Here is an 18,786-nt window from a genome sequence, read left to right as displayed (position 1 = left end):
GCACTCGGCGCGCCTCGAGCGCGACGTGGATTCAGACGGGCTGTTTCACTATGACGGACTCGAAGCGTACTGGCGCCTGTCAGGCCGATACGCCTTCCTCACGCGCGCCGACGATCAGCTCGCCGGCTTCGCCCTGGTCCTCGACCGCGCGCAGCTCGATCCGGGCTTGACGGGGCACGTCATCGCGGAGTTTTTCATCCTGCCGCGGCTGCGTCGGCGCGGGATCGGACGGGAGGCCGCCTTCGCTCTGTTCAACCTATTTGCCGGCGCATGGTGGATCCCGATCGCCGGATGGAACACAGACGCTCAGCTCTTCTGGCGCCGCGTCGTGCAGGAGTACACCAGGGGCCAGTGTATCGAAGAACGGTGGTCCGGGGATTCCGAAGAAGGCGTCGCCTGGTTCTTCGAGGCCGGACCAGCGAGGGCGCCCTCTCCTTAACCGGCCCGCCGCTGAACGAGAGACTCCGCGCCCGGCGCTCTTACGGCGGCCTTCACCGGCAATACGACGGTGAAGATAGCGCCGCCCGTCGGTCCGTTGCCCGCGGATATTCGACCCCCATGTGCTTCCACGATCCCCCGCGCGATGTACAGGCCAAGGCCAGACCCACGCGGTTGATCTGCACCTGCGCGACCGCCGAGTCGCACGTGGGGCTCGAACACCAGGTCAATTCGGTCCGGTGGAATGCCGGGCCCCTCGTCCGCCACCACGATGGAGACCTCCTCGCCGGCGCGCGCGAGGCGCACGTGGATCGCCCCTTCCGGCGCATACTTGACTGCGTTCGTCAGGAGGTTGGACAGCACCTGCGCGATGCGGTCGCTGTCGCCTTCGACCCAGACGGGCTCGCTCGCGCCTTCGACGTCGAACCGGCGACGAGGCGCTTGGAGCCGCTCTTGCTCGACCTGGTCACGGACGAGCTTGGCAAGGTCGACGCGCGATGGAAAGACCTCAAAGGTGCCAGCGGACAGCCTCACGGCGTCGCCGAGGTCCTGCACCAGGCGCCCGAGCCGCCGGGCCTGCGCATAGATTGTCTCGATGGCTCGCTCCCGGCTCTCACGGGGCACAGCAGCTCGCCGTAACAGCTGGGCGGCGACACTGAGGGTCGTGATCGGCTGGCTCAGCTCGTGCGTCACCATCGAGATGAACTCGTCCCGATGGCGCTGCTCGTCCTCCAGCTGACGCTTTGCTTCGGCCAGCTCCTTGACCTTCTCCTCCAGCTCGGCCTCACGGCGCCGGAGCGCGATGACGGCTGCGTCTACTTTTCTCTGCGGATCTTCGCTCACCTCTTGATCCCTGGGGACGGCGCTCATTCTTTCCAATAGACCATACCAGTTGCGACAGTCATCTTGTCATAACGTGCCCGAAAATGGGGCGAATCGACGCACGATGACCTTCAGCCCGGATTGTCCCCGCGCGGCGAGCGACGCACACGCGCGTGGATGGATGGGAGCGTCCGTATAATCGAGGTACTGCCGGTACAGGAGGGCGCGTTGCGAGACCCCATGCAGGAGCTGCGAGAAGCCCTCGAAGGGACGACCAGCCACCCAGCGAGTGCGCATCCGGTGCACCTCGACCTCAAGCGGGAGCAGCGGACGGGCGTGCCAGAGATTATCCAGGCGTCCGGCAAGGAAGTGGCCACGGTCCTGGCGATCGTGCAGACGTTCCTGGATCAGAACAGTCGTGCCATCCTCAGCCGGGTCGGGTCGCGGATGGCCCGCGAGATTCGCGAGTACTTCGTCGACTACCGCGTCGACGAGTATCCCCGGGCGCGCATGCTGGTCGTGCGTCGACCCGACTCGCGGCCACACCGGACGGGCGGCCGCGTCGGGATCATCACCGCCGGCTCCTCGGACGCTCCCTATGCCGAGGAAGCGAAGATCGTCGCTGAGGAGATGGGCTGCACGACCGACATGATCTACGACGTCGGCGTCGCCGGGCTCCACCGGCTCGTCTCTCCGCTGCATCGACTCCTCGAAGAGCGCGTCAACGCCATTATCGTGGCGGCTGGCATGGATGGGGCGCTTCCTTCCGTGATAGCCGGCCTCGTCGACGTTCCGGTTATCGGGTTGCCGACCGCGACCGGATACGGAATCGGTGGCCGAGGGCTCGCCGCGCTCATGTCGATGTTGCAGACGTGTGTTCCGGGTCTTACTGTCGTCAACGTCAACAACGGGATCGGGGCGGGGGCGTGCGCCGCCCGAATCGCGAACGCCGTGGCACTTGCACGCAGCGAGGCGGGCGAGATAAGTCTCTCGGCTCACGTTTGATCGGCCGCACCGTTCCACGAACCGTCATCCCCTGGCAGTTGCCGCTCCCAGATAGCGTGGGAAGCGACGACTACCGCCACGTACTCGCCCGCCTCTATACGTATTCCGAGGTCCCCCGAACCGAACGGGCGGCCCGGCTAGGCCGTGAGCGAAAGCTCGATCGGATGCGCGCCCTGCTAGACGCGGCCGGCAATCCGCAGGCGCGGTTTCAGACGATCTTGGTCGCCGGCACCAAAGGGAAGGGATCGATGGCCGCCGTTCTGTCGTCGGTGCTGCACGCCGCGGGGATCCGAGTCGGGCGCTACACCCAGCCCCATCTCTATTCCCATCGTGAGCGCATCTGGGCGAACGGCCAGTTCATCACGCAGCACGGCCTCGTCGAGGCCTTCGATTCGCTTCGGCCCGCCATGAGCAGGATTGAACGCAACGTTGATCTCCTGGGACCTCTCACGACGTTCGACGCGGGGACAGCGCTGGCCCTCTCCCACTTTTCGAGAGAACACGTAGAGATCGCCGTCGTGGAGGTCGGCGTTGGGGGCGCCCGTGACGCAACCAATGCGTTGGAACCGACCCTTTCGTTGATCGGTCCCATCGGAATCGATCACAGCGAAACGCTCGGCACGACCATCCCGGCGATCGCCCGCGAGAAAGCCGGCGTTATGCGGCGGGGCGTGCCAGTCATATCGTCCCATCAAGTTGAGGAGGCGGCCGTTGTGATCCGGGCATGCGCGCGCGAGCGCGACTCGCGCCTGTACGAGCTTGGATCAGAATTCTTCTGGGAAACGTCGCGGGAGGTCCCTGCAAACCTTACAGTTCGCGGACGCCTCGGGTCAGTAGAGCGGCTGAGTCCCCCGCTTTCGGGACGCTGTCAGCGCGACAATCTGGCAACGGCGGTGATGGGGGCGCTGTGGCTCCGACAAAGCGGCTGGCGCATCACGGACGACGACATTCGGTCCGGGCTCGGGCAAGTGAGCTGGCCGGGACGGTTTCAGACCGTCGTGCTCGACCCGCTCACCATCGTCGACGGAGCCCACAATCCCGCCTCCGCTCGGGCGCTGGCGGAAACGGTGGTCGAATGCCTCCCATCCCGTGCCGTCACCCTGGTCGTCGGGATGTCAGTGGATAAGGACGCTGTTGCCACCCTCGCCGAGCTCGCGCCGGTCGTGTCCCGCGTCGTGGCTACGCGCGCCCGACACCCACGCTCGTACGAACCCAGCAGACTTGCGGTCATCGCCGACGGTCTCGGACTGCCCGCGACCGTTGAGCCAAACGCGGAAGCGGCCCTGCAGTCTGCATGGGCGGGGCTCCCCCCCAGCGGCGCGGTGCTCGTCGCTGGATCGTTATTTCTCGCGGGAGATGTGCTGGAGTGGCTCTGGCGCGAATCGGGCGGATGCGCTGACAATACGGCCGCGACGTAGTCGACACGGGCCGGACCCGAATTTCCTCTCGGGTCTCCATGGGCCCCAACAATCGCGGAAGGATTTTCGGCATGACTTCGAGCCGATCGGACACGGCCGTGCCACGACGCGTAGCATTTTTCGATTGTTTCAGCGGCGCCAGTGGCAACATGGTCCTCGGGGCGCTCATCGACGCCGGGGCTGACCCTGCCGACCTCCACGCGGGGCTCGACACGCTTCCGATCGGACGATTCCGCGCTGAGGTCCAACGGACGACCAGCGCCGGTCTCACCGGCACGCTGGTACGCGTTCACGTGGACGAACCGGATCCGCCTCACCGTTCGCTCGCGGACATCGAAAATATTCTGCTGCGGAGCACACTGTCCAACGCAGTACGGACGAAGGCGATGGTGATCTTCCGTCGGCTCGCGGCCGTGGAAGCCTCCATCCACGGTTCGGAGATCGAAAAAGTTCGTTTCCATGAGGTCGGCGCCGTCGACGCAATCGTGGACGTCGTCGGCTCGCTCATCCTGCTCGAGCGACTCGGTGTCTCCGCGATTTTCGTTTCGAGCCTGCCGCTTGGACACGGGCGCGTCAAGTCGTCACACGGCGTGCTCCCGCTACCCGCTCCTGCTACACTCGCCCTGATCGCGGAGGCTCACGCACCTACGCGGCCCGTGGACACCGAGGCGGAGCTTGTGACCCCGACCGGCGCGGCAATTCTGACGACGCTGGGTGAGTTCCAGCAGCCGGAGATGCGGGTCGACGCGGTCGGCACCGGCCTCGGCACACGCGCGCTGCCGTGGCCCAACGTCCTCCGTGTGTGGGTTGGCGCCCAGCTCGAATCTTCCCTCGGACACGACGACGTGACGCTAATCGAAACCAACCTGGATGACTGCACGCCGGAACAGGCGGCGTTTGCGATGGAGCGGCTTCAATCCGCGGGCGCGCTGGACGTGTTTTTCACACCGATTCAGATGAAGAAAAATCGGCCCGGGATGCTTCTCTCGGTCTTGTGTACGAATGATGCGGCGGACTCGCTGGCGGGGATCGTGCTGCGCGAAACGACGTCGCTCGGCGTCCGCCTCCGCACGATGCGGCGGGTGATCGCCCAGCGACGGACGGAGCGGGTGTCGACCCGGTTTGGATCGATGCAGGTGAAGATCAAAACGATCGACGGGCGCGATGTCTTGTGCCCAGAGTACGAGGAGTGCGCCCGGATCGCCCGAGAGCACAATGTCCCGATCGGGGAGGTGTACGCCGCTGTGTACGCCGCGGGGATCCCCCCGGAGCGCGCGCCGTGACAGACGCGCCCGATCGGCATTGTGAATCGCCCAGGGTGTCGGTGATCGTCCCGAACTGGAACGGGAGCGCGATCATTGGCGACTGTCTCGAGTCGATTCGCGCGCAGACGTACGGAAACGTCGACCGCATCGTCGTGGACGACGGGTCCACTGACGATTCCGTCGACCTCATCGCCCGGGGGTTTCCCGACTTCAGACTCATCGCGCTGGGGGAGAACCGCGGATTCGCCCATGCCGTCAACGTCGGGATGCGCGCCGCGTTGGGCGACATCTTTGCACTCCTGAATAGCGACGCGCGCGCGGACCCCCGGTGGGTCGAGGAGCTGGTCGCAGCGCTGTCGCGCCACCCGGATGCCGGATCGGCTGCTTCGAAGATCCTCCTAGACGGACCGGACTGTCGAATCCATTCAGCCGGTGACGTCTTCCTCCGAGCCGGCGTTCCCGACAGCCGCGGTGTGTGGGAAGTCGACCGTGGGCAGTACGACGACGAGCAGTTCGTGTTCGGCGCATGCGGCGGCGCGGCAGGCTATCGACGAACCATGATCGAGGAGATCGGACCGTTTGACGAGCAGTTCGGCATGTACTGCGAGGATGTGGACCTGGCATTTCGCGCGCAATTGCGGGGCTATCGATGCGTGTACGCGCCCCGAGCGCTCGTCCGCCATCGGTTGGGGGCGAGCACTCCGAGCGATGTCGCCTCGTACCTGTGCGGGCGAAACTTCGTTTGGCTGCTGGCGCGCGACGCGCCAGAGGAATGGTGGCGCAGGCACTGGGCGAAGTTTCTCCGAACGCAGCTTGCGCTGGCCATTCGGGCCCTGCGCCACGCCCGCGAGCCGGCCGCCCGAGCCCGGCTCCGTGGCCAGCTTCACGGGTTGGCCACGGTCCCGCGTCTCGTGGGACAGCGGGGCAGCGTGCAGCGTCCACGACGCGTTACCTCAGAGCAGCTGTCTGGATTGTTGACCCAATGATCTCCGATCGAATCAGGGACGGCTCCGTCTGCCTCGACGACACGGAGCTGCTCGATCTCAGCATCGTTGTTCCTGCCCTCAACGAAGAGAACCGACTCCCGGACGCCGTACGCAAGCTCACGGACTTTCTCGATGTCCAGAAGCTGGAGGCTGAGGTCCTGATCGTCGAAAACGCCAGCACGGACCGAACGCCGGAGATCGCTGACCTCGCGGCGAAGGCGGACGCGCGATTCCGGGCGGTTCACCTGCCCATTCGCGGAAAGGGAAGCGCCGTGCGCGCCGGGGTACGCGCGGCCAGAGGGCGCACGATCGTCTTTTGCGACGTGGACTTCTCGATGCCCGTCGGTGAGATTTCGTCGCTCTACGCTGCGGTCGGGGATGGCGCGGATATCGCGATCGCCTCGCGGGAGATCGTCGGCGCGAGACGGATCGGTGAACCGTGGCGCCGACACCTGATGGGCCGCGGATTCAACCTGCTGGTCCGGCTGGTCGCCGTGCCAGAGATTCGCGACACGCAGTGCGGCTTCAAAGCGTTCACCAGGACCGCTGCGGAGGATCTGTTCAGCCGCCAAGTGATCAACGGCTGGGCCTTCGACGTCGAGGTGTTGTTCCTCGCGCGGCGTCGGGGATACACGCTTCGCGAGGTTCCGGTCACCTGGCGGTATGATGCATCGAGTCGGGTGCGACCACTCCATGATACAATTGCGATGCTGCGCGAACTGTTCATCATCCGCTGGAACCAGACAACCGGTCGATACGCATAGCCCCTGACTGGCCATCTGAAGCGTATTCCCGGCATCGCTTTCGAGCGTTCCTGTCTCCTCTCAGCGATCTTCAGGAGGACATGTGGCCGATAAAGTCCTCGTTTGCGTCGCATGGCCGTATGCAAACGGCTCACTGCACGTCGGTCAGATCGCCGGAGCGTATCTTCCAGCCGATATTTTTGCGCGGTTTCACCGCTTGATCGGCAACGACGTTTTGATGGTCTCCGGATCCGATGAGCATGGCACGCCGATCACGGTCCGCGCCGACCAGGAAGGTCGCACGCCTCGGGAAATCACAGATCACTATCACGCGGAATTCCTGGAATCGTGGAAGCAGCTCGGCATTAGCTTCGACATCTTCACGCGGACCGGAACGCAGAACCACGAACAGGTCGTTCACGATCTCTTTCTGCGCATGCTGAATGACGGACATATCACGCTCGATACCATGCAGGCTCTGTACTGCGTCTACGACCGCCGATACCTTCCGGATCGATACGTCGAGGGGACGTGTCCACATTGCGGGTATGACGGCGCCCGCGGGGACCAGTGCGACAATTGCGGGCGTCCACTGAACGGGATCGACCTCATCCGTCCTCGCTGTCGCTCCTGCGGCAACGAGCCCGAGATCCGGGAGACGCAGCACTTCTTCCTTCAGCTTCCGCACTTTGAAGAACAGCTCAAGGAGTGGGTGGCCGGGCAGTCACATTGGCGACCAACCGTGCTCAACGCGACGCGCTCATTCCTCGAAGGCGGACTCCTTCCGCGACCCATCACCCGAGACATCGACTGGGGCGTCACCATCCCGGTGCCGGGGTTCGACGACAAGCGGATCTACGTGTGGTTCGAGGCGTGCATCGGGTACCTGTCATCGAGCATCGAGTGGGCGAAGGCACAGGGGAAACCGGATCTTTGGAAGCAGTGGTGGACTGGTGAGAACCACACCTATTACTTCATCGGAAAAGATAACGTCTTCTTCCATACGATCATTTGGCCCGCCGAACTGCTCGGCCACGGGGGCCTCAACCTCCCCTACGACGTGCCCGCTAACGAATATCTCACGCTGGAGAACGCGAAGGTTTCGACGAGCCGCAACTGGGCGATCTGGGTGCCAGAGTTCCTGCAGCGGTACGATCCTGACCCCCTTCGGTACATGCTCGCGGCCAACATGCCGGAGGGCCGCGACGCGGACTTCACGTGGGAGGAGTTCATCCGACGCAATAACGAGGAGCTGGTCGCCACGTGGGGGAACCTGGTGCATCGAACGCTCACATTCACGAGTCGAAACTTCGACCGGCGCGTTCCCGCGGCCGATCCGTCCGTGAGTGAGGCCGTCGAAGCCCGCGCCGCCGAGACGTTCGACCGTGTGCGGAGCTTGCTCGCCGCGTGTCGCTTCAAAGAGTCGCTCCGCGAGGTGATGGCGCTCGCGCAGTTCGGGAACAAAGAGCTGGACCGCCGCGAGCCCTGGCGGCAAATCCGCGAGGACCGGGCCGCCTGCGCCGCGACGGTGTACGGGCTCCTGACGCTCATCAATTCGATCAAGGTGCTCATGGCGCCGTTTCTGCCCTTCTCGTCCGAACGGCTCCACCATCTCCTTGGCTATCAGGACGAGCTGGCGACACGCGGCTGGAAGATCGAGCGCCTCGCTCCGGGCACGCCACTTCCGGTCCCCACCCCGCTCTTCACAAAGCTCGACGTCGATTGAGCGCCCGCCTCGAATCAGACGTCGCGAGGAATCACTGCGGTCGTTCGGCAGCCGACGGCGGGCAGGGGCACCAAGGATGGCATAATCGACGCCATGAACATGCAGCGCCCGGGACCCAACCGAGCCGCTCGACGGAGGGGGTCAAACCCCAGGGTTGGCGGCCCCAATGCGGACGACCATTTCCACGAGCTGATCGGAAGCAATAGCTTCTGGATTTATCTGACCCCCAACAAGCGGCTCAAGGGCTTCGAGACGCTTCAGGAGCAGGTGGAGTCCCATGGCTGCTCGATAGGCTTTGCTGACGACGCGCCGGTGGACGCTGGCAAAGGCTATCAGGCGCTGAAAATCGCTGCCCGGGGCGATCTATTGCTGCCGGTGGATGTCCTCAAGCTCGCTCACCGCTGGGCCCATCGACACAATTTCTTGCACAGCTTCTTCAAGCCCACATTTCGCGGCCTGATTTGAAGCTGCCTCCTCCGCGCGCATCCGCCCCATCGGTTCGGCAGCGAGCGTTAACGGGATATGGGGCCGACCCGCAGCGTCTCGCGCACGAGCTGGACGAGCTTGGCAGGAATGAGCCGCGCCAGGTCGGCCAGCGGACCGGGATAACGGCTGGGGTCGATCTCCATTATGCCGCTCAGGACGAGCGCGAGCCCTGCAACTACCGCGATGGCGATGAGGGCCAGAACCACGCGCACGAGGTGCCCAAGGATGAACCCCACGCGGATTGGCGCGCGCGGCGGTTTCTCGGGCTCGGCGGCCCGAGCTGGCTGCGATGGGCGCGCGACTCGTACGACCCCGGCCTTTGGTGTATGCGGGGCGGGGGCCTGCACCGCGGGCGGCACGCGAGGGGCGGCACGAACGGCGGTGGCAGGCTCGGCCGCTGTCGGAGCCGCGGCTGCGGACAGGCGCTCCGGTTCCTGCGCGGCACCAACGGGCCGGGGGCCGGCTGGGACGGGCGATTCCGGTGGGAGACGGAGGACTCTTCGTAGCTCGGCTTCACGAGCGACGAGATCTTCGAGCTCTTCTCGCCGGCTGATGAGCTCATCGTGCACCATGGATTCCCGCAATCGTTGGACGGATCGATACGGGTCTGTTCCGTCGCCCTCGAGCGAGGTTGCCGGCGGTGCCGACGCGAGGCGTTCGATCTCCAACCGAAGCTGGGTGATCCTCTGGCGGGCGCGTTCCAGCTCTTCTCTGCGTTGATCGCGGCGAAACGGGAGGGAAAAGGGCACGCTTCCTCCGGGGGGTTGATCGGCGCGCTAAAGGTTAACCGGCAGACACCAGGGGCGTCCACCCGCTGTCCGAGTAGCGAAATTCGTATCGACGACGCGTGGCGAGCGCCACGGTCGAGACCCTAGCGGGATGGAATCTGCGTGAACGGACCACCAGGCGCACCAACGGATCCGCCGGAGGCGCCGGAGCTTCCGCCGCCGTGCTGAGGCCCAGGAACTGGCGACGGATCGACCGACGCCGGCGAGCCAGCGCGGGTGGGCGTTGGCGACGCCACACCGGAGGCAGTACCGGTCGACTGCGCCGCCGGCGAGCGCGGTGTCGCTGTCGCGCTTGCGGCCGACGGGGTCGACGTCGACGACGGATCAATGGGAACGAACGTACCGGATGGAGCACTCGAAGACGCTCCGGAAAGCGCGTCCACGCCGGCCTCGCTCGCGGGGAGGTTCGCCCCGCCAATCCGTGTGAACCCGCTCGCCGGCCGCGGCGCCAGCAGGGAATTTTTGCTCCCGCTCGACACCGAGTCCTGGATGCGCGCGTCCGTATCAGGCGCGGCGACGCTGTCGACGTTGTCCGGGGCCGCGATGATCGAGCGCGAGCTCGGATCCTGAGCAGGTCCAGCCGGCAGGGAGTTATTCGTTGGGGCGCTCAGAGCCGCGACCCGATTCGCCTCGGCCTGCACGCTGGCGATCGCACGAGATACGGCCTCGGGATGGGACGTTTGGCGCGCCGCCGCCCGCGCGGACTCTAACTTGATCTGCGCGTCCACGACTGTCCGCTCGGCTTCGGAGAAGTTCCCTCCATCGATGAGCCGTTTGGACTCCTGGACGCGCAGCCCTGCTTGTTCCACGTAGATCTGCGGTCGGGCTTCAGCGTCCGCCGTCGCCACGCGGACCTCTTCCACAAAGAGCTTGAGGGAATACAGCGGACTATCCGGCAGCGACGCGGCTGATACCGCGAGCGTGCTGTATCCGGCCAGGACGGCGATGAGCGCCGCGGCGATCGACCGGCTGGCGAGGGTGACCCAGTGATGTCGACGGGGACGAATAGCCGCGAGATAGACGATCCCGCCGGTGGACCGCCCACTATAGATCTGCGAGAGAACGCGTGACCGGAGCCGGAATGGGGCACGCACGGCGCGAAGGCGGCGCATGCGACGGGTCAGCAGCAGGAGGTCGGCCGACTCGTCGTCGGTAATCAGGTCAGGGCGCTGCCTCTTCGGTCGCAGTCCTGTCCCGCCCCGCAATCGCTCGAATAGGTCTCGGGCCCGCCACGGCACTTCTGGTCGTTCCGCCTTCCGCTAAAAGATTCTGTAACGCCCGTAGAGCGCGAACCTGGATCTGACGCACGGCCACTACGCTCTTTTTCAGAACCTCGGCCGTCTCCTTGTGCGAATACCCCTCGATAAATCGAAGAATCAATACGTCCCGCTGATCATCCGGTAGCTTCCTCAGAGCACGCCCGAGTGTTTCAACCTCAAAATCAAAGGCGATTCGCTCGTCGGGGAGAAGGTCCTCGCTTGTCGCTTCCCCAAGCTCATCAATCGGGCTTGCCACTCGCCGCCGCGAGCGCCAGAAGTCGATAACAACGTTCCGCGCGATCCGCAGGAGCCAGTGCTGGACTGGGACATTTCTCCACTGAAACCGGTCGATCCGCTCCCACGCTTTTGAAAAGACTTCCGCGGTTAGATCCTCCGCGATCGACCCGTCGCCCACCTTATAGAAGATGGACCGATACACGACGTCCGCATGCTCGTCGTACAGCTGGGCAAACGCATCGGGGTCCCGCTGTGCTGCGCGCTGCGCGATTTCCTGGGGATCAGCCTGCGTCATGGAGCCGGTTGGGTTCCTTTCCGCTGCTCCCCATGATGTAAACGGATGGGGAGGATTGGTGTGACACCAATGTGTCGCGGCTTGGGGGGCGATACCGGTCGTAGATCGAGTGGCGGTACCGTCAGAGTGAGCGGCACGCCCTTGATTCAGGGCTTCTAGCGTGCCTATGATACGCGCAGGGCGCGCAGAGGGCAAAATACCCGATTTTTGCCCGGGGGAAGAATGATCGATCCAGAGCTCCTCGAAATTCTCGCGTGTCCGGCCTGCAAAACACCCGTTCGCCTGGAAGATTCGTACCTCGTTTGTGACACCTGCGGCCGACGGTACCCCATCCGCGATGGCATTCCGGTAATGCTCATCGACGAGGCAGAGCAAGGCCAGCCCCGGCCACCCGTTGGCGGCTAGTCTGCGACGCCGCCACTGCCAGCAGCACACGGATCCGACGCGGAGCAGGGTGGGCTGCTGCGCGACTCATGCTCTGAGGCGCGCGCGCAAGCCGTATCGCCGCGGGGTCCTGCTCGTCATCGCCCTGGCGATTGCGCCGCTGGCTGCACAGCGGGGGGAGATGCGCGCCCTCGCGGGCGAGGTCCACGCGGCTATCGTCCCAAATGACGACCTGTACGACCAATATCAATGGAACCTGCGCCAGATCCACGCCCCAGAGGCCTGGGATCTGACCACCGGTTCCTCCACCGTCGTCATTGCCATTCTTGACACGGGCGTGTCGCTCACCCATCCCGATCTCGTGCGCAAGCTGGTGCCGGGCCACAACTTCCTGAACGACGCGAGCCAGCCCGACGACGATCACGGTAACGGGACGCACGTCGCGGGAATCGCCGCGGCCGACACCAACAATCACGCGGGCATCGCGGGCATTGCCTGGCAAGCGCGCATTATGCCGGTGAAGGTGCTGGATGCGAACGCGCGCGGGGATCCGTCCATCGCCGCGCGCGGTGTCACCTGGGCCGTCGACCATGGCGCCAACATCATCAACCTCGGACTGACGGGGCCTGACCCCTCGCCCGATCTCGAGGCGGCGATCGACTACGCGCACTCGCAGGGCGTCACGGTGATCGCGCCGGTGGCAAATGACGGAGCAGACGCGGTCACCTATCCGGCGGCGTTCCCCCACGTGATCGCCGTCGGCGCCACCGGCCGTGATGATCAGCGCCTGTCCACGTCGGACACGGGGTCCTACATCAGCGTTTCCGCGCCAGGCGAGCAGATCGCGAGCACGTTTAAGTCGCCCGACGGCCAGGATGGCTACGCCGTGGCGAGCAGTACGGCCCAGGCGGCAGCGCACGTATCCGGCGTCGCTGCGCTTCTTCTCGCAATCAACCCGAATCTCACGCCCAGCGACATCCGATCGATCCTCGAAAGCTCCGCCGACGATGTCGGTCCACCCGGTCGGGACGCGGAGACGGGCGCTGGCCGAATCAACGCTGCGCGCGCGGTACTTTTTGCCAGCCCGTGGAACTTCGTACCGAGCGGCGCTGGCGCCTACACGGCCGCGAGTACATCGACGAACTCCCTGTACTTTCCGCTTGTCGAGAAGGACGTCAACGGCTGGAGTACGTCCTTCACCGTCCAGAACACCAGCGGCAAGTCCGTCAACCTGACCATCGAGCTGTTCGACATGGACGGCAAGCTCGTTCTCTCCTTCCCTTCTTCTATCGGCGCGAACGGCTCCGCCACGTACCAGCCAGCTCAGCTCGCCGGACTGCCGAGCGGTTTCAATGGGTCGGCAGCCATCTACGCTGATGGTCCGATCGATGGATTGGTGAACCAGGACCAGGCCGGGCGCGATCGCCTGACGTACGAAGGAGTCAGCGGTGGGGCGCGAGGCGTCTGGGTGCCCTACCTTGCCCGATCCTCCGACGGGTGGAGCACCGGCCTCCGCGTGCAGAACATTGGGGGCGTTCCGACCCGAGTCCACGTCGTCTATACGTCAACCGACTCCAGCGCGCCAACGGCCGACGCGATGGTATCGATTCCCGCCTTCGGGTCGGCGACCCTATTCCAACCAGCCGAGGATCGGCTGCCGGACGGCTGGGTCGGCGCCGCCTACGTCGATAGCCTCGACGACCAACTCCTGGCGGTGGTGGTCAACGCGGTGTCCGCCAGCGGCGCCAACGCGAGCTACAGCGTGTTCGGAAGTCCGGGCCCCGTCGCGTATGCGCCGCTCATATTTCGTAACGGTGCAAGCTGGGTGACCGACGTGCGTGTCCAGAACGCGAGCTCCGTTCCGACGACCCTTGCCGTGTCCTACAACAGCGCGGCGAGCCCCGGCGAACGCTGGGTGGCGCAACGCCCGCTCGATTCGAATGCGGCCGCTCCCATCAGCGAACCCACAGACGCGCAGCTCCCATCACCCTTCGCCGGTTCCGGGACGTTCCGGGCCATAGGAGGCGGACAACTGCAGGGCGTTGCCGCGACAGTGAATCCGACCGGAGATGAGGGGATGGCGTACCAGTTGCCCGTGGACGGCAGCCAGACCATTGCGCTTCCCTTGCTCTATCGTGGATTTGCCGGCTGGAACTCTGGCGTTCGGATCCAGAACATTGGATCGCGACCCACGACGGTCGATTTGAGCCTCTATCAACAAGACGGCACACTGGTGGCGGCGCTTCAAGAAGAGCTAGACGCCGGGGCTGCCCGCACATTTTTCCTCCCCGACATCGACGCGGTCCCCCCGTTTTTCGTCGGGAGCGCGATAGCCACCTCGAGCGACTCGGTGCCCATCGTGGGCATCGTCAACTCCGTGAAATAGGCCAACCTTGTTCCGAGTTCTCCTGCGCGTCGTGCTTGCGACCGGACTCGTCGGGCTCTTCCTCACCGGTGGTCCGGTTGCGGCGCCCGCGAGCCACGATTTCACAGCCCCGCCGATCCTTAGCGCCCGCGACCAGGACCTGGCGCCCGGCGAGGTCCTCGTCCGCTGGCGCGACGATGCGACGGCCGACGCGCTCGCAGAAGTCGGTGCGTCGGTCCTCGACCACGTTATCGACGACCACGTAACTCTGCTGCGCGTGCCCATCGGCGAGGAGCGCCGAGCCGCCGCGCGTCTCACGGTTCGGCCAGAGGTCGTTTGGGCCCAGCCGAACTACGTTCGGTCGGCGCAGATGATGGCGAATGACCCGCTCTTCCCTCAGCAATGGGGATTGCAGCGGATTCAAACGCCCGATGCCTGGGACGTGACGACAGGCACGGCGTCGGTGGTGGTCGCTGTCGTCGATACCGGCGTTGACCTGGGACATCCCGAGCTGCAGGGGAAGATCGTCGACGGTCGCAATTTCCTCGAACCAGACGAGTCACCGCAGGACGACGGCGGCCACGGCACGCACGTAGCAGGCACCATCGCCGCGACCATCAATAATGGCATGGGGATCGCCGGCATCGCGCCGGGCGTGTCCATCATGCCCATCAAGGTCCTGAAGGCGGATGGGTCGGGCAAAGACAGCACGGTCGCTGCGGGAATGCGCTGGGCCATCGACCACGGGGCCCGCATCATCAACATGAGTTTCAGCGGCGCGGAGGTCTCTCCGGCCTTGACAGAGGCGGTCGCGTATGCGCAAAGCAAGAACGTGCTTCTCGTCGTTGCGGCTGGAAACGAGGGCAGCTCCGATCCGACCTTTCCTGCCGCCACAGATCCGGTGATCGCGGTCGGCGCTACGGACCAGGCGGACCATCGCGCCTACTACTCGAATTTCGGGGATTGGATCGACATTGCCGGCCCGGGTACCAACATCTTGAGCACCTACTGGGACGGCACCTCCACCTATCGGACGGACACGGGCACGTCTATGGCGGCCCCCCACGTGACCGGCGTGATTGCGCTGCTCCTCTCGCTCCATCCGGAGTATTCGATTCCCGAGGTCGAAGCCATCCTCCGTTCGACGGCGGACCCGATCGGCGACTCCGGCCTGGGCGCGGGACGCGTGAACGCGGCGCGTGCCGTGGCGGCCGCGGCCCAGCTACCGCCCACGCCGACGCCGCCTCCTCCGACGGCGGTCGCGACACCAACGCCAACTCCGCCCCCATCGCCGGTTCCAGGTCGGTCGCGCGCATTCACCTACAATACGCCGTCGCCGGCGAGCACCGTGTACCTCCCGGCGTTGGCGCGCAGCACGGATGGGTGGAACAGCCACATCAGCGTCATGAACACGGGCAATGCCCCCGCCTCTACGACGATCCGCCTCATCGAGGTGAATGGCTCGTCCACGCTCAGCCTGAACGCCGTACTCCCCGCCAACGCCTCGACAACCGTCGAGCTGGAGTCGATAGACTTCCTCAGCGGCTCATGGGAGGGCTCGGGCGTCATAAGCTCCGAGGGGGCGATCGCCTCCGTCGTGACCGCTACTCGCGCCTCCTGGAATTCGATCGCCTACGACGGGCGTGTCGGGGGCACGCCCGTCGCGTACGCGCCGCTGGTCTTCAAGAACCGAAACGGCTGGAGCACCACAGCCTACGTTCAAAACCTGGGTGCCGATCCGACGTTCGTGCAACTCGCCTACACCAGCGCGGACGGGCCCGGCGTGTGGACTGATCGCGTGTCGATCCCGGCGGCGGCGAGCCGCCGGATCAGTCTTCGAGACACGACGGCCATCCCCGACAATTTCGTTGGCGGCCTGACCGCGACGAGCCAGGACGCGCAGCCCCTTGCCCTGGTGATCCTCGAAACCAACCCAATCGGCAACGCGGCAGCCTACACTGCGCCCCTCAACAGTGGCACCAATCTCGTGGCGCCGGTCGTGTTCAAGAACAGGCGGACGAACGGCACGTGGAACACCGGGGTGCAAATTCAAAACCTGGGAGCGGACACCGCGCACGTGACCGTGACGTATCGGGGAACGGACGGGCCAGGCGACTCGTACAGCGATCGCGGCAGCATCGACCCGGGCGGGTCGCGAACCTTTTATCAGCCATCGTCGCCTGGGCTCCCAGACGGCTTCGTGGGCTCTGCCACCATCGCCGTCGACAACGCGCAGCTCGTCTCTGGCCTCGTCAACGAGGTGAATTACGATCGGAACGTCTCGTCGACCTATCAGGTGCTGGCATCGGGCCAGAATACCCTTTACGCGCCATTGCTCATGCGAAACGTTGCGGGCGCAAATACCGGCCTGCAGGTGCAGAATCTCGGCCAGCAAGCAGCTGCCCTGACGATTACGTACCGCAGCCAGACGGGCACAGCGCTGTTGGTGCAGTCGGACGTGATCGGACCCGGCTCCGCCAAGAGCTATTTCCAGCCGGCCATTGGCGGGCTTCCGGACGGATTCATCGGGTCCGCGACGGTCGTGGCCGACAACGGTCAGCCGATCGCCGCCATCGTCAACGCGGTCGCCTATTGACGCGGCGAGGGGGGGACCCCCCCCTTTGCCCTCTCGTAACGGGGAGAATTCGCTACCATTTGCGGTGGCCGATCAAAAGGCGAAAGCTAAGGAAGTGACGCGTGAACCACGAATCGGTGGGCCTGGAGCAGGTCGATGCTCCACCCCGGCACCGGCGAAGCCTGCTCGCGCGCGCAGTCACGGTCCTCGCGTTTGCCGTCCTGACGGTGCAGCTCTGGCGCTTACAGATCGTCGACAACCTCGTCCATCGCGCTGCGGCGGAGGACAATAGCCTGCGTCCTACGACGATCCAGCCCCTACGCGGGGTCATCTACGACCGCAACATGACGCCGCTTGCCGTCAATGCGCCGACGTTCGTCGCCACCATCACAGAGGCCGACGTTCCTGCCGCCCGCCGAAGCCAGATCTTTAAAGAAACGGCGGACATCCTCGGCATGACCGTGGGAGACATCGAGCAGACGCTCCGGTCGAAGTCCGCCGATTCGCGATCGTTCACACCCATCGCCATTATGGAGAACGTACCGCGAGAAACCGCGCTGCAGCTGGAGGAGCGGAGCTGGGCGCTGCCCGGCGTCAACATCCAGGTCGCGACGGTCCGGCAGTACGTCGACGGCCCAATTTTCTCACACATCGTCGGCTACACGGCCCTCCCCGCCCCGGACGAATACGCCAAGCGATACAAACCGGACGGTTACCAGATCGACGAGCGGGTTGGGGCAACCGGAGTGGAGCAGTCCTACGAGGCGGACCTTCACGGCCATCCCGGCGCCAGGCTCGTCGAAGTCGACGTGTCCGGGCGACCGATTCGCGAGGTGCAGGAGCAGGCCGCTGAACCGGGCCACCGGGTTATCTTGAGCATCGATGCCGATCTGCAGCGCGCGGTGTACGACGTGATGAAGAAAAAGGTAGGCGAGGATTCCTCAGGCGTAGCGATTGTCATGGACCCGCGCAACGGCGAGATTCTGGCGATGGTTTCTATCCCAGGGTTCGACAACAACCTGTTCGCCATGCCCAACAACGACCAGGAGATCAACCATCTCCTGTCAGACCCGCGACTGCCCCTCTTCGACCGGAGCATAGCCGGGCAATACCCGCCGGGGTCAACGTTCAAGCTCGTCACCGGCATCGGCGCGCTTGAGGAGGGCGTCGCAACCCGAGATACGCGGATCGACTGCAACGGTGGGCTCCGGATTCCGAACCCGTACAATCCGTCGGCGTCCACGTATCTTCCGGACTGGGGCGTCATGGGCGTGCTGGACTTCGTTCAGGGTCTCGCCCAGTCGTGCAACGTGTATTTCTACACGCTGGGTGGGGGGTATGGTCCCATTGACGGGCTCAAGGCGGACCGCATCGCCCGGTACGCCCGCATGCTCGGGTACGGAGAGCGGACCGGCATCGACCTATCGTCCGAGGCGGCCGGCCGCGTTCCCACACCCGCGTGGAAGCAGGCGACTATCGGCGAAGAGTGGGTGCCGGGCGACACCTATCACATGGCCATCGGCCAGGGGGATGTACTGGCGACCCCTCTCCAGGTGGCGAACCTGACAAACGCCATCGCGACCGGGGGCACCTTCTACCGACCCCACGTCGTGCGCTCGGTCGCCGACGAAGACGGCCAGCCGGTGCACGACCCAACGCCCCAGGTGCTTCGCCAGGTCACGCTGAAACCGGAAACGATCTCGGCGATTCGCGACGGCATGGCCGCGGTCATGGACACGTCGCAGGCAAAGCCGCACAACAACATTGGAGTGCGGGTGGCAGGGAAGACAGGCACCGCCGAGTATGCTGCCCCACGCGGGGGGAGCGCCATTGGTCCGACCCACGGCTGGTTCACCGCGTATGCCCCGGTGGAGAACCCGCGCGTCTCCGTTACCGTGTTCGTCGAGCACGGCGGGGGTCCAAGTGACGCCCTGCCGCCGGCAATGGACATCTTGCGGGAATATTTCGAGCGCTATCCTTAAGAATCGCTCCCT

16 protein-coding genes are annotated in these 18,786 nt (G+C 65.1%); 12 read left to right on the top strand and 4 right to left on the bottom strand.

Annotated features, from left to right (window positions below; genetic code table 11):
* On the top strand, nt 1-439 hold a 439-nt coding region (locus VFC51_01450; GenBank protein ID HZT05670.1), incomplete at its 5' end, for a GNAT family N-acetyltransferase.
* Here the strand turns inward: VFC51_01450 and VFC51_01445 are convergent.
* Nucleotides 436-1,281, bottom strand: a complete 846-nt coding sequence (locus VFC51_01445; GenBank protein ID HZT05669.1) for a HAMP domain-containing sensor histidine kinase — start codon at nt 1,279-1,281, stop codon at nt 436-438. The genes VFC51_01450 and VFC51_01445 overlap by 4 nt on opposite strands.
* 207 nt (nt 1,282-1,488) lie before the next feature.
* Between VFC51_01445 and larB the strand changes: the two genes are divergently transcribed.
* The 7 genes from larB to VFC51_01410 all read left to right on the top strand — a co-directional run bounded on the left by larB (nt 1,489) and on the right by VFC51_01410 (nt 8,868).
* Entirely contained in the window at nt 1,489-2,265 is a 777-nt protein-coding gene (gene larB / locus VFC51_01440) for a nickel pincer cofactor biosynthesis protein LarB (GenBank protein HZT05668.1), read from the top strand.
* Between the two features lie 56 nt (nt 2,266-2,321).
* Nucleotides 2,322-3,683 carry a folylpolyglutamate synthase/dihydrofolate synthase family protein gene (locus VFC51_01435; protein HZT05667.1) on the top strand — a complete coding sequence of 454 codons (1,362 nt, stop codon included), beginning with the start codon at nt 2,322-2,324 and terminating at the stop codon, nt 3,681-3,683.
* Between the two features lie 98 nt (nt 3,684-3,781).
* Nucleotides 3,782-4,966, top strand: a complete 1,185-nt coding sequence (gene larC / locus VFC51_01430; protein ID HZT05666.1) for a nickel pincer cofactor biosynthesis protein LarC — start codon at nt 3,782-3,784, stop codon at nt 4,964-4,966.
* Nucleotides 4,963-5,934: a glycosyltransferase family 2 protein gene (locus tag VFC51_01425; protein ID HZT05665.1), complete on the top strand. Its 972-nt coding sequence runs from the start codon at nt 4,963-4,965 to the stop codon at nt 5,932-5,934. Before larC ends, VFC51_01425 begins: the two co-directional genes overlap by 4 nt.
* A complete protein-coding gene (locus VFC51_01420) occupies nt 5,931-6,698 on the top strand; it encodes a dolichyl-phosphate beta-glucosyltransferase (GenBank protein ID HZT05664.1) in 768 nt (255 codons plus the stop codon). The genes VFC51_01425 and VFC51_01420 overlap by 4 nt, the downstream gene beginning before the upstream one ends.
* A gap of 82 nt (nt 6,699-6,780) precedes the next feature.
* A complete protein-coding gene (gene metG, locus VFC51_01415) occupies nt 6,781-8,403 on the top strand; it encodes a methionine--tRNA ligase (protein HZT05663.1) in 1,623 nt (540 codons plus the stop codon).
* Between the two features lie 93 nt (nt 8,404-8,496).
* Nucleotides 8,497-8,868 carry a hypothetical protein gene (locus tag VFC51_01410; GenBank protein ID HZT05662.1) on the top strand — a complete coding sequence of 124 codons (372 nt, stop codon included), beginning with the start codon at nt 8,497-8,499 and terminating at the stop codon, nt 8,866-8,868.
* A 47-nt stretch (nt 8,869-8,915) separates the two neighbouring features.
* On the opposite strand, the gene VFC51_01405 is transcribed toward VFC51_01410, so the two are convergent.
* From VFC51_01405 to VFC51_01395, 3 genes are all read right to left on the bottom strand, one after another.
* Entirely contained in the window at nt 8,916-9,638 is a 723-nt protein-coding gene (locus VFC51_01405; protein HZT05661.1) for a hypothetical protein, read from the bottom strand.
* Nucleotides 9,639-9,760: 122 nt separating this feature from the next.
* Complete coding sequence (locus tag VFC51_01400) at nt 9,761-10,789, bottom strand: DUF5667 domain-containing protein (GenBank protein ID HZT05660.1); 1,029 nt, start codon at nt 10,787-10,789, stop codon at nt 9,761-9,763.
* Nucleotides 10,790-10,838: 49 nt separating this feature from the next.
* Entirely contained in the window at nt 10,839-11,468 is a 630-nt protein-coding gene (locus VFC51_01395; protein HZT05659.1) for a sigma-70 family RNA polymerase sigma factor, read from the bottom strand.
* 222 nt (nt 11,469-11,690) lie between these two features.
* Between VFC51_01395 and VFC51_01390 the strand changes: the two genes are divergently transcribed.
* The 4 genes from VFC51_01390 to mrdA all read left to right on the top strand — a co-directional run bounded on the left by VFC51_01390 (nt 11,691) and on the right by mrdA (nt 18,774).
* Nucleotides 11,691-11,873 (top strand): Trm112 family protein, encoded by a 183-nt coding sequence (locus tag VFC51_01390; protein HZT05658.1) that lies wholly within the window; start codon nt 11,691-11,693, stop codon nt 11,871-11,873.
* Nucleotides 11,874-11,922: 49 nt separating this feature from the next.
* A complete protein-coding gene (locus VFC51_01385) occupies nt 11,923-14,238 on the top strand; it encodes a S8 family peptidase (GenBank protein HZT05657.1) in 2,316 nt (771 codons plus the stop codon).
* 7 nt (nt 14,239-14,245) lie between these two features.
* Entirely contained in the window at nt 14,246-16,813 is a 2,568-nt protein-coding gene (locus tag VFC51_01380; GenBank protein ID HZT05656.1) for a S8 family peptidase, read from the top strand.
* A 101-nt stretch (nt 16,814-16,914) separates the two neighbouring features.
* Nucleotides 16,915-18,774: a penicillin-binding protein 2 gene (gene mrdA / locus VFC51_01375; GenBank protein HZT05655.1), complete on the top strand. Its 1,860-nt coding sequence runs from the start codon at nt 16,915-16,917 to the stop codon at nt 18,772-18,774.
* Nucleotides 18,775-18,786: the final 12 nt, after the last annotated feature.

The sequence above is a fragment of the Chloroflexota bacterium genome (genome assembly GCA_035652535.1).
In the GTDB taxonomy this organism is placed as follows: domain Bacteria; phylum Chloroflexota; class UBA6077; order UBA6077; family SHYK01; genus DASRDP01.
Note: the sequence above shows the minus strand (reverse complement) of the source record. Positions and strands in the feature narration are given on the sequence as shown.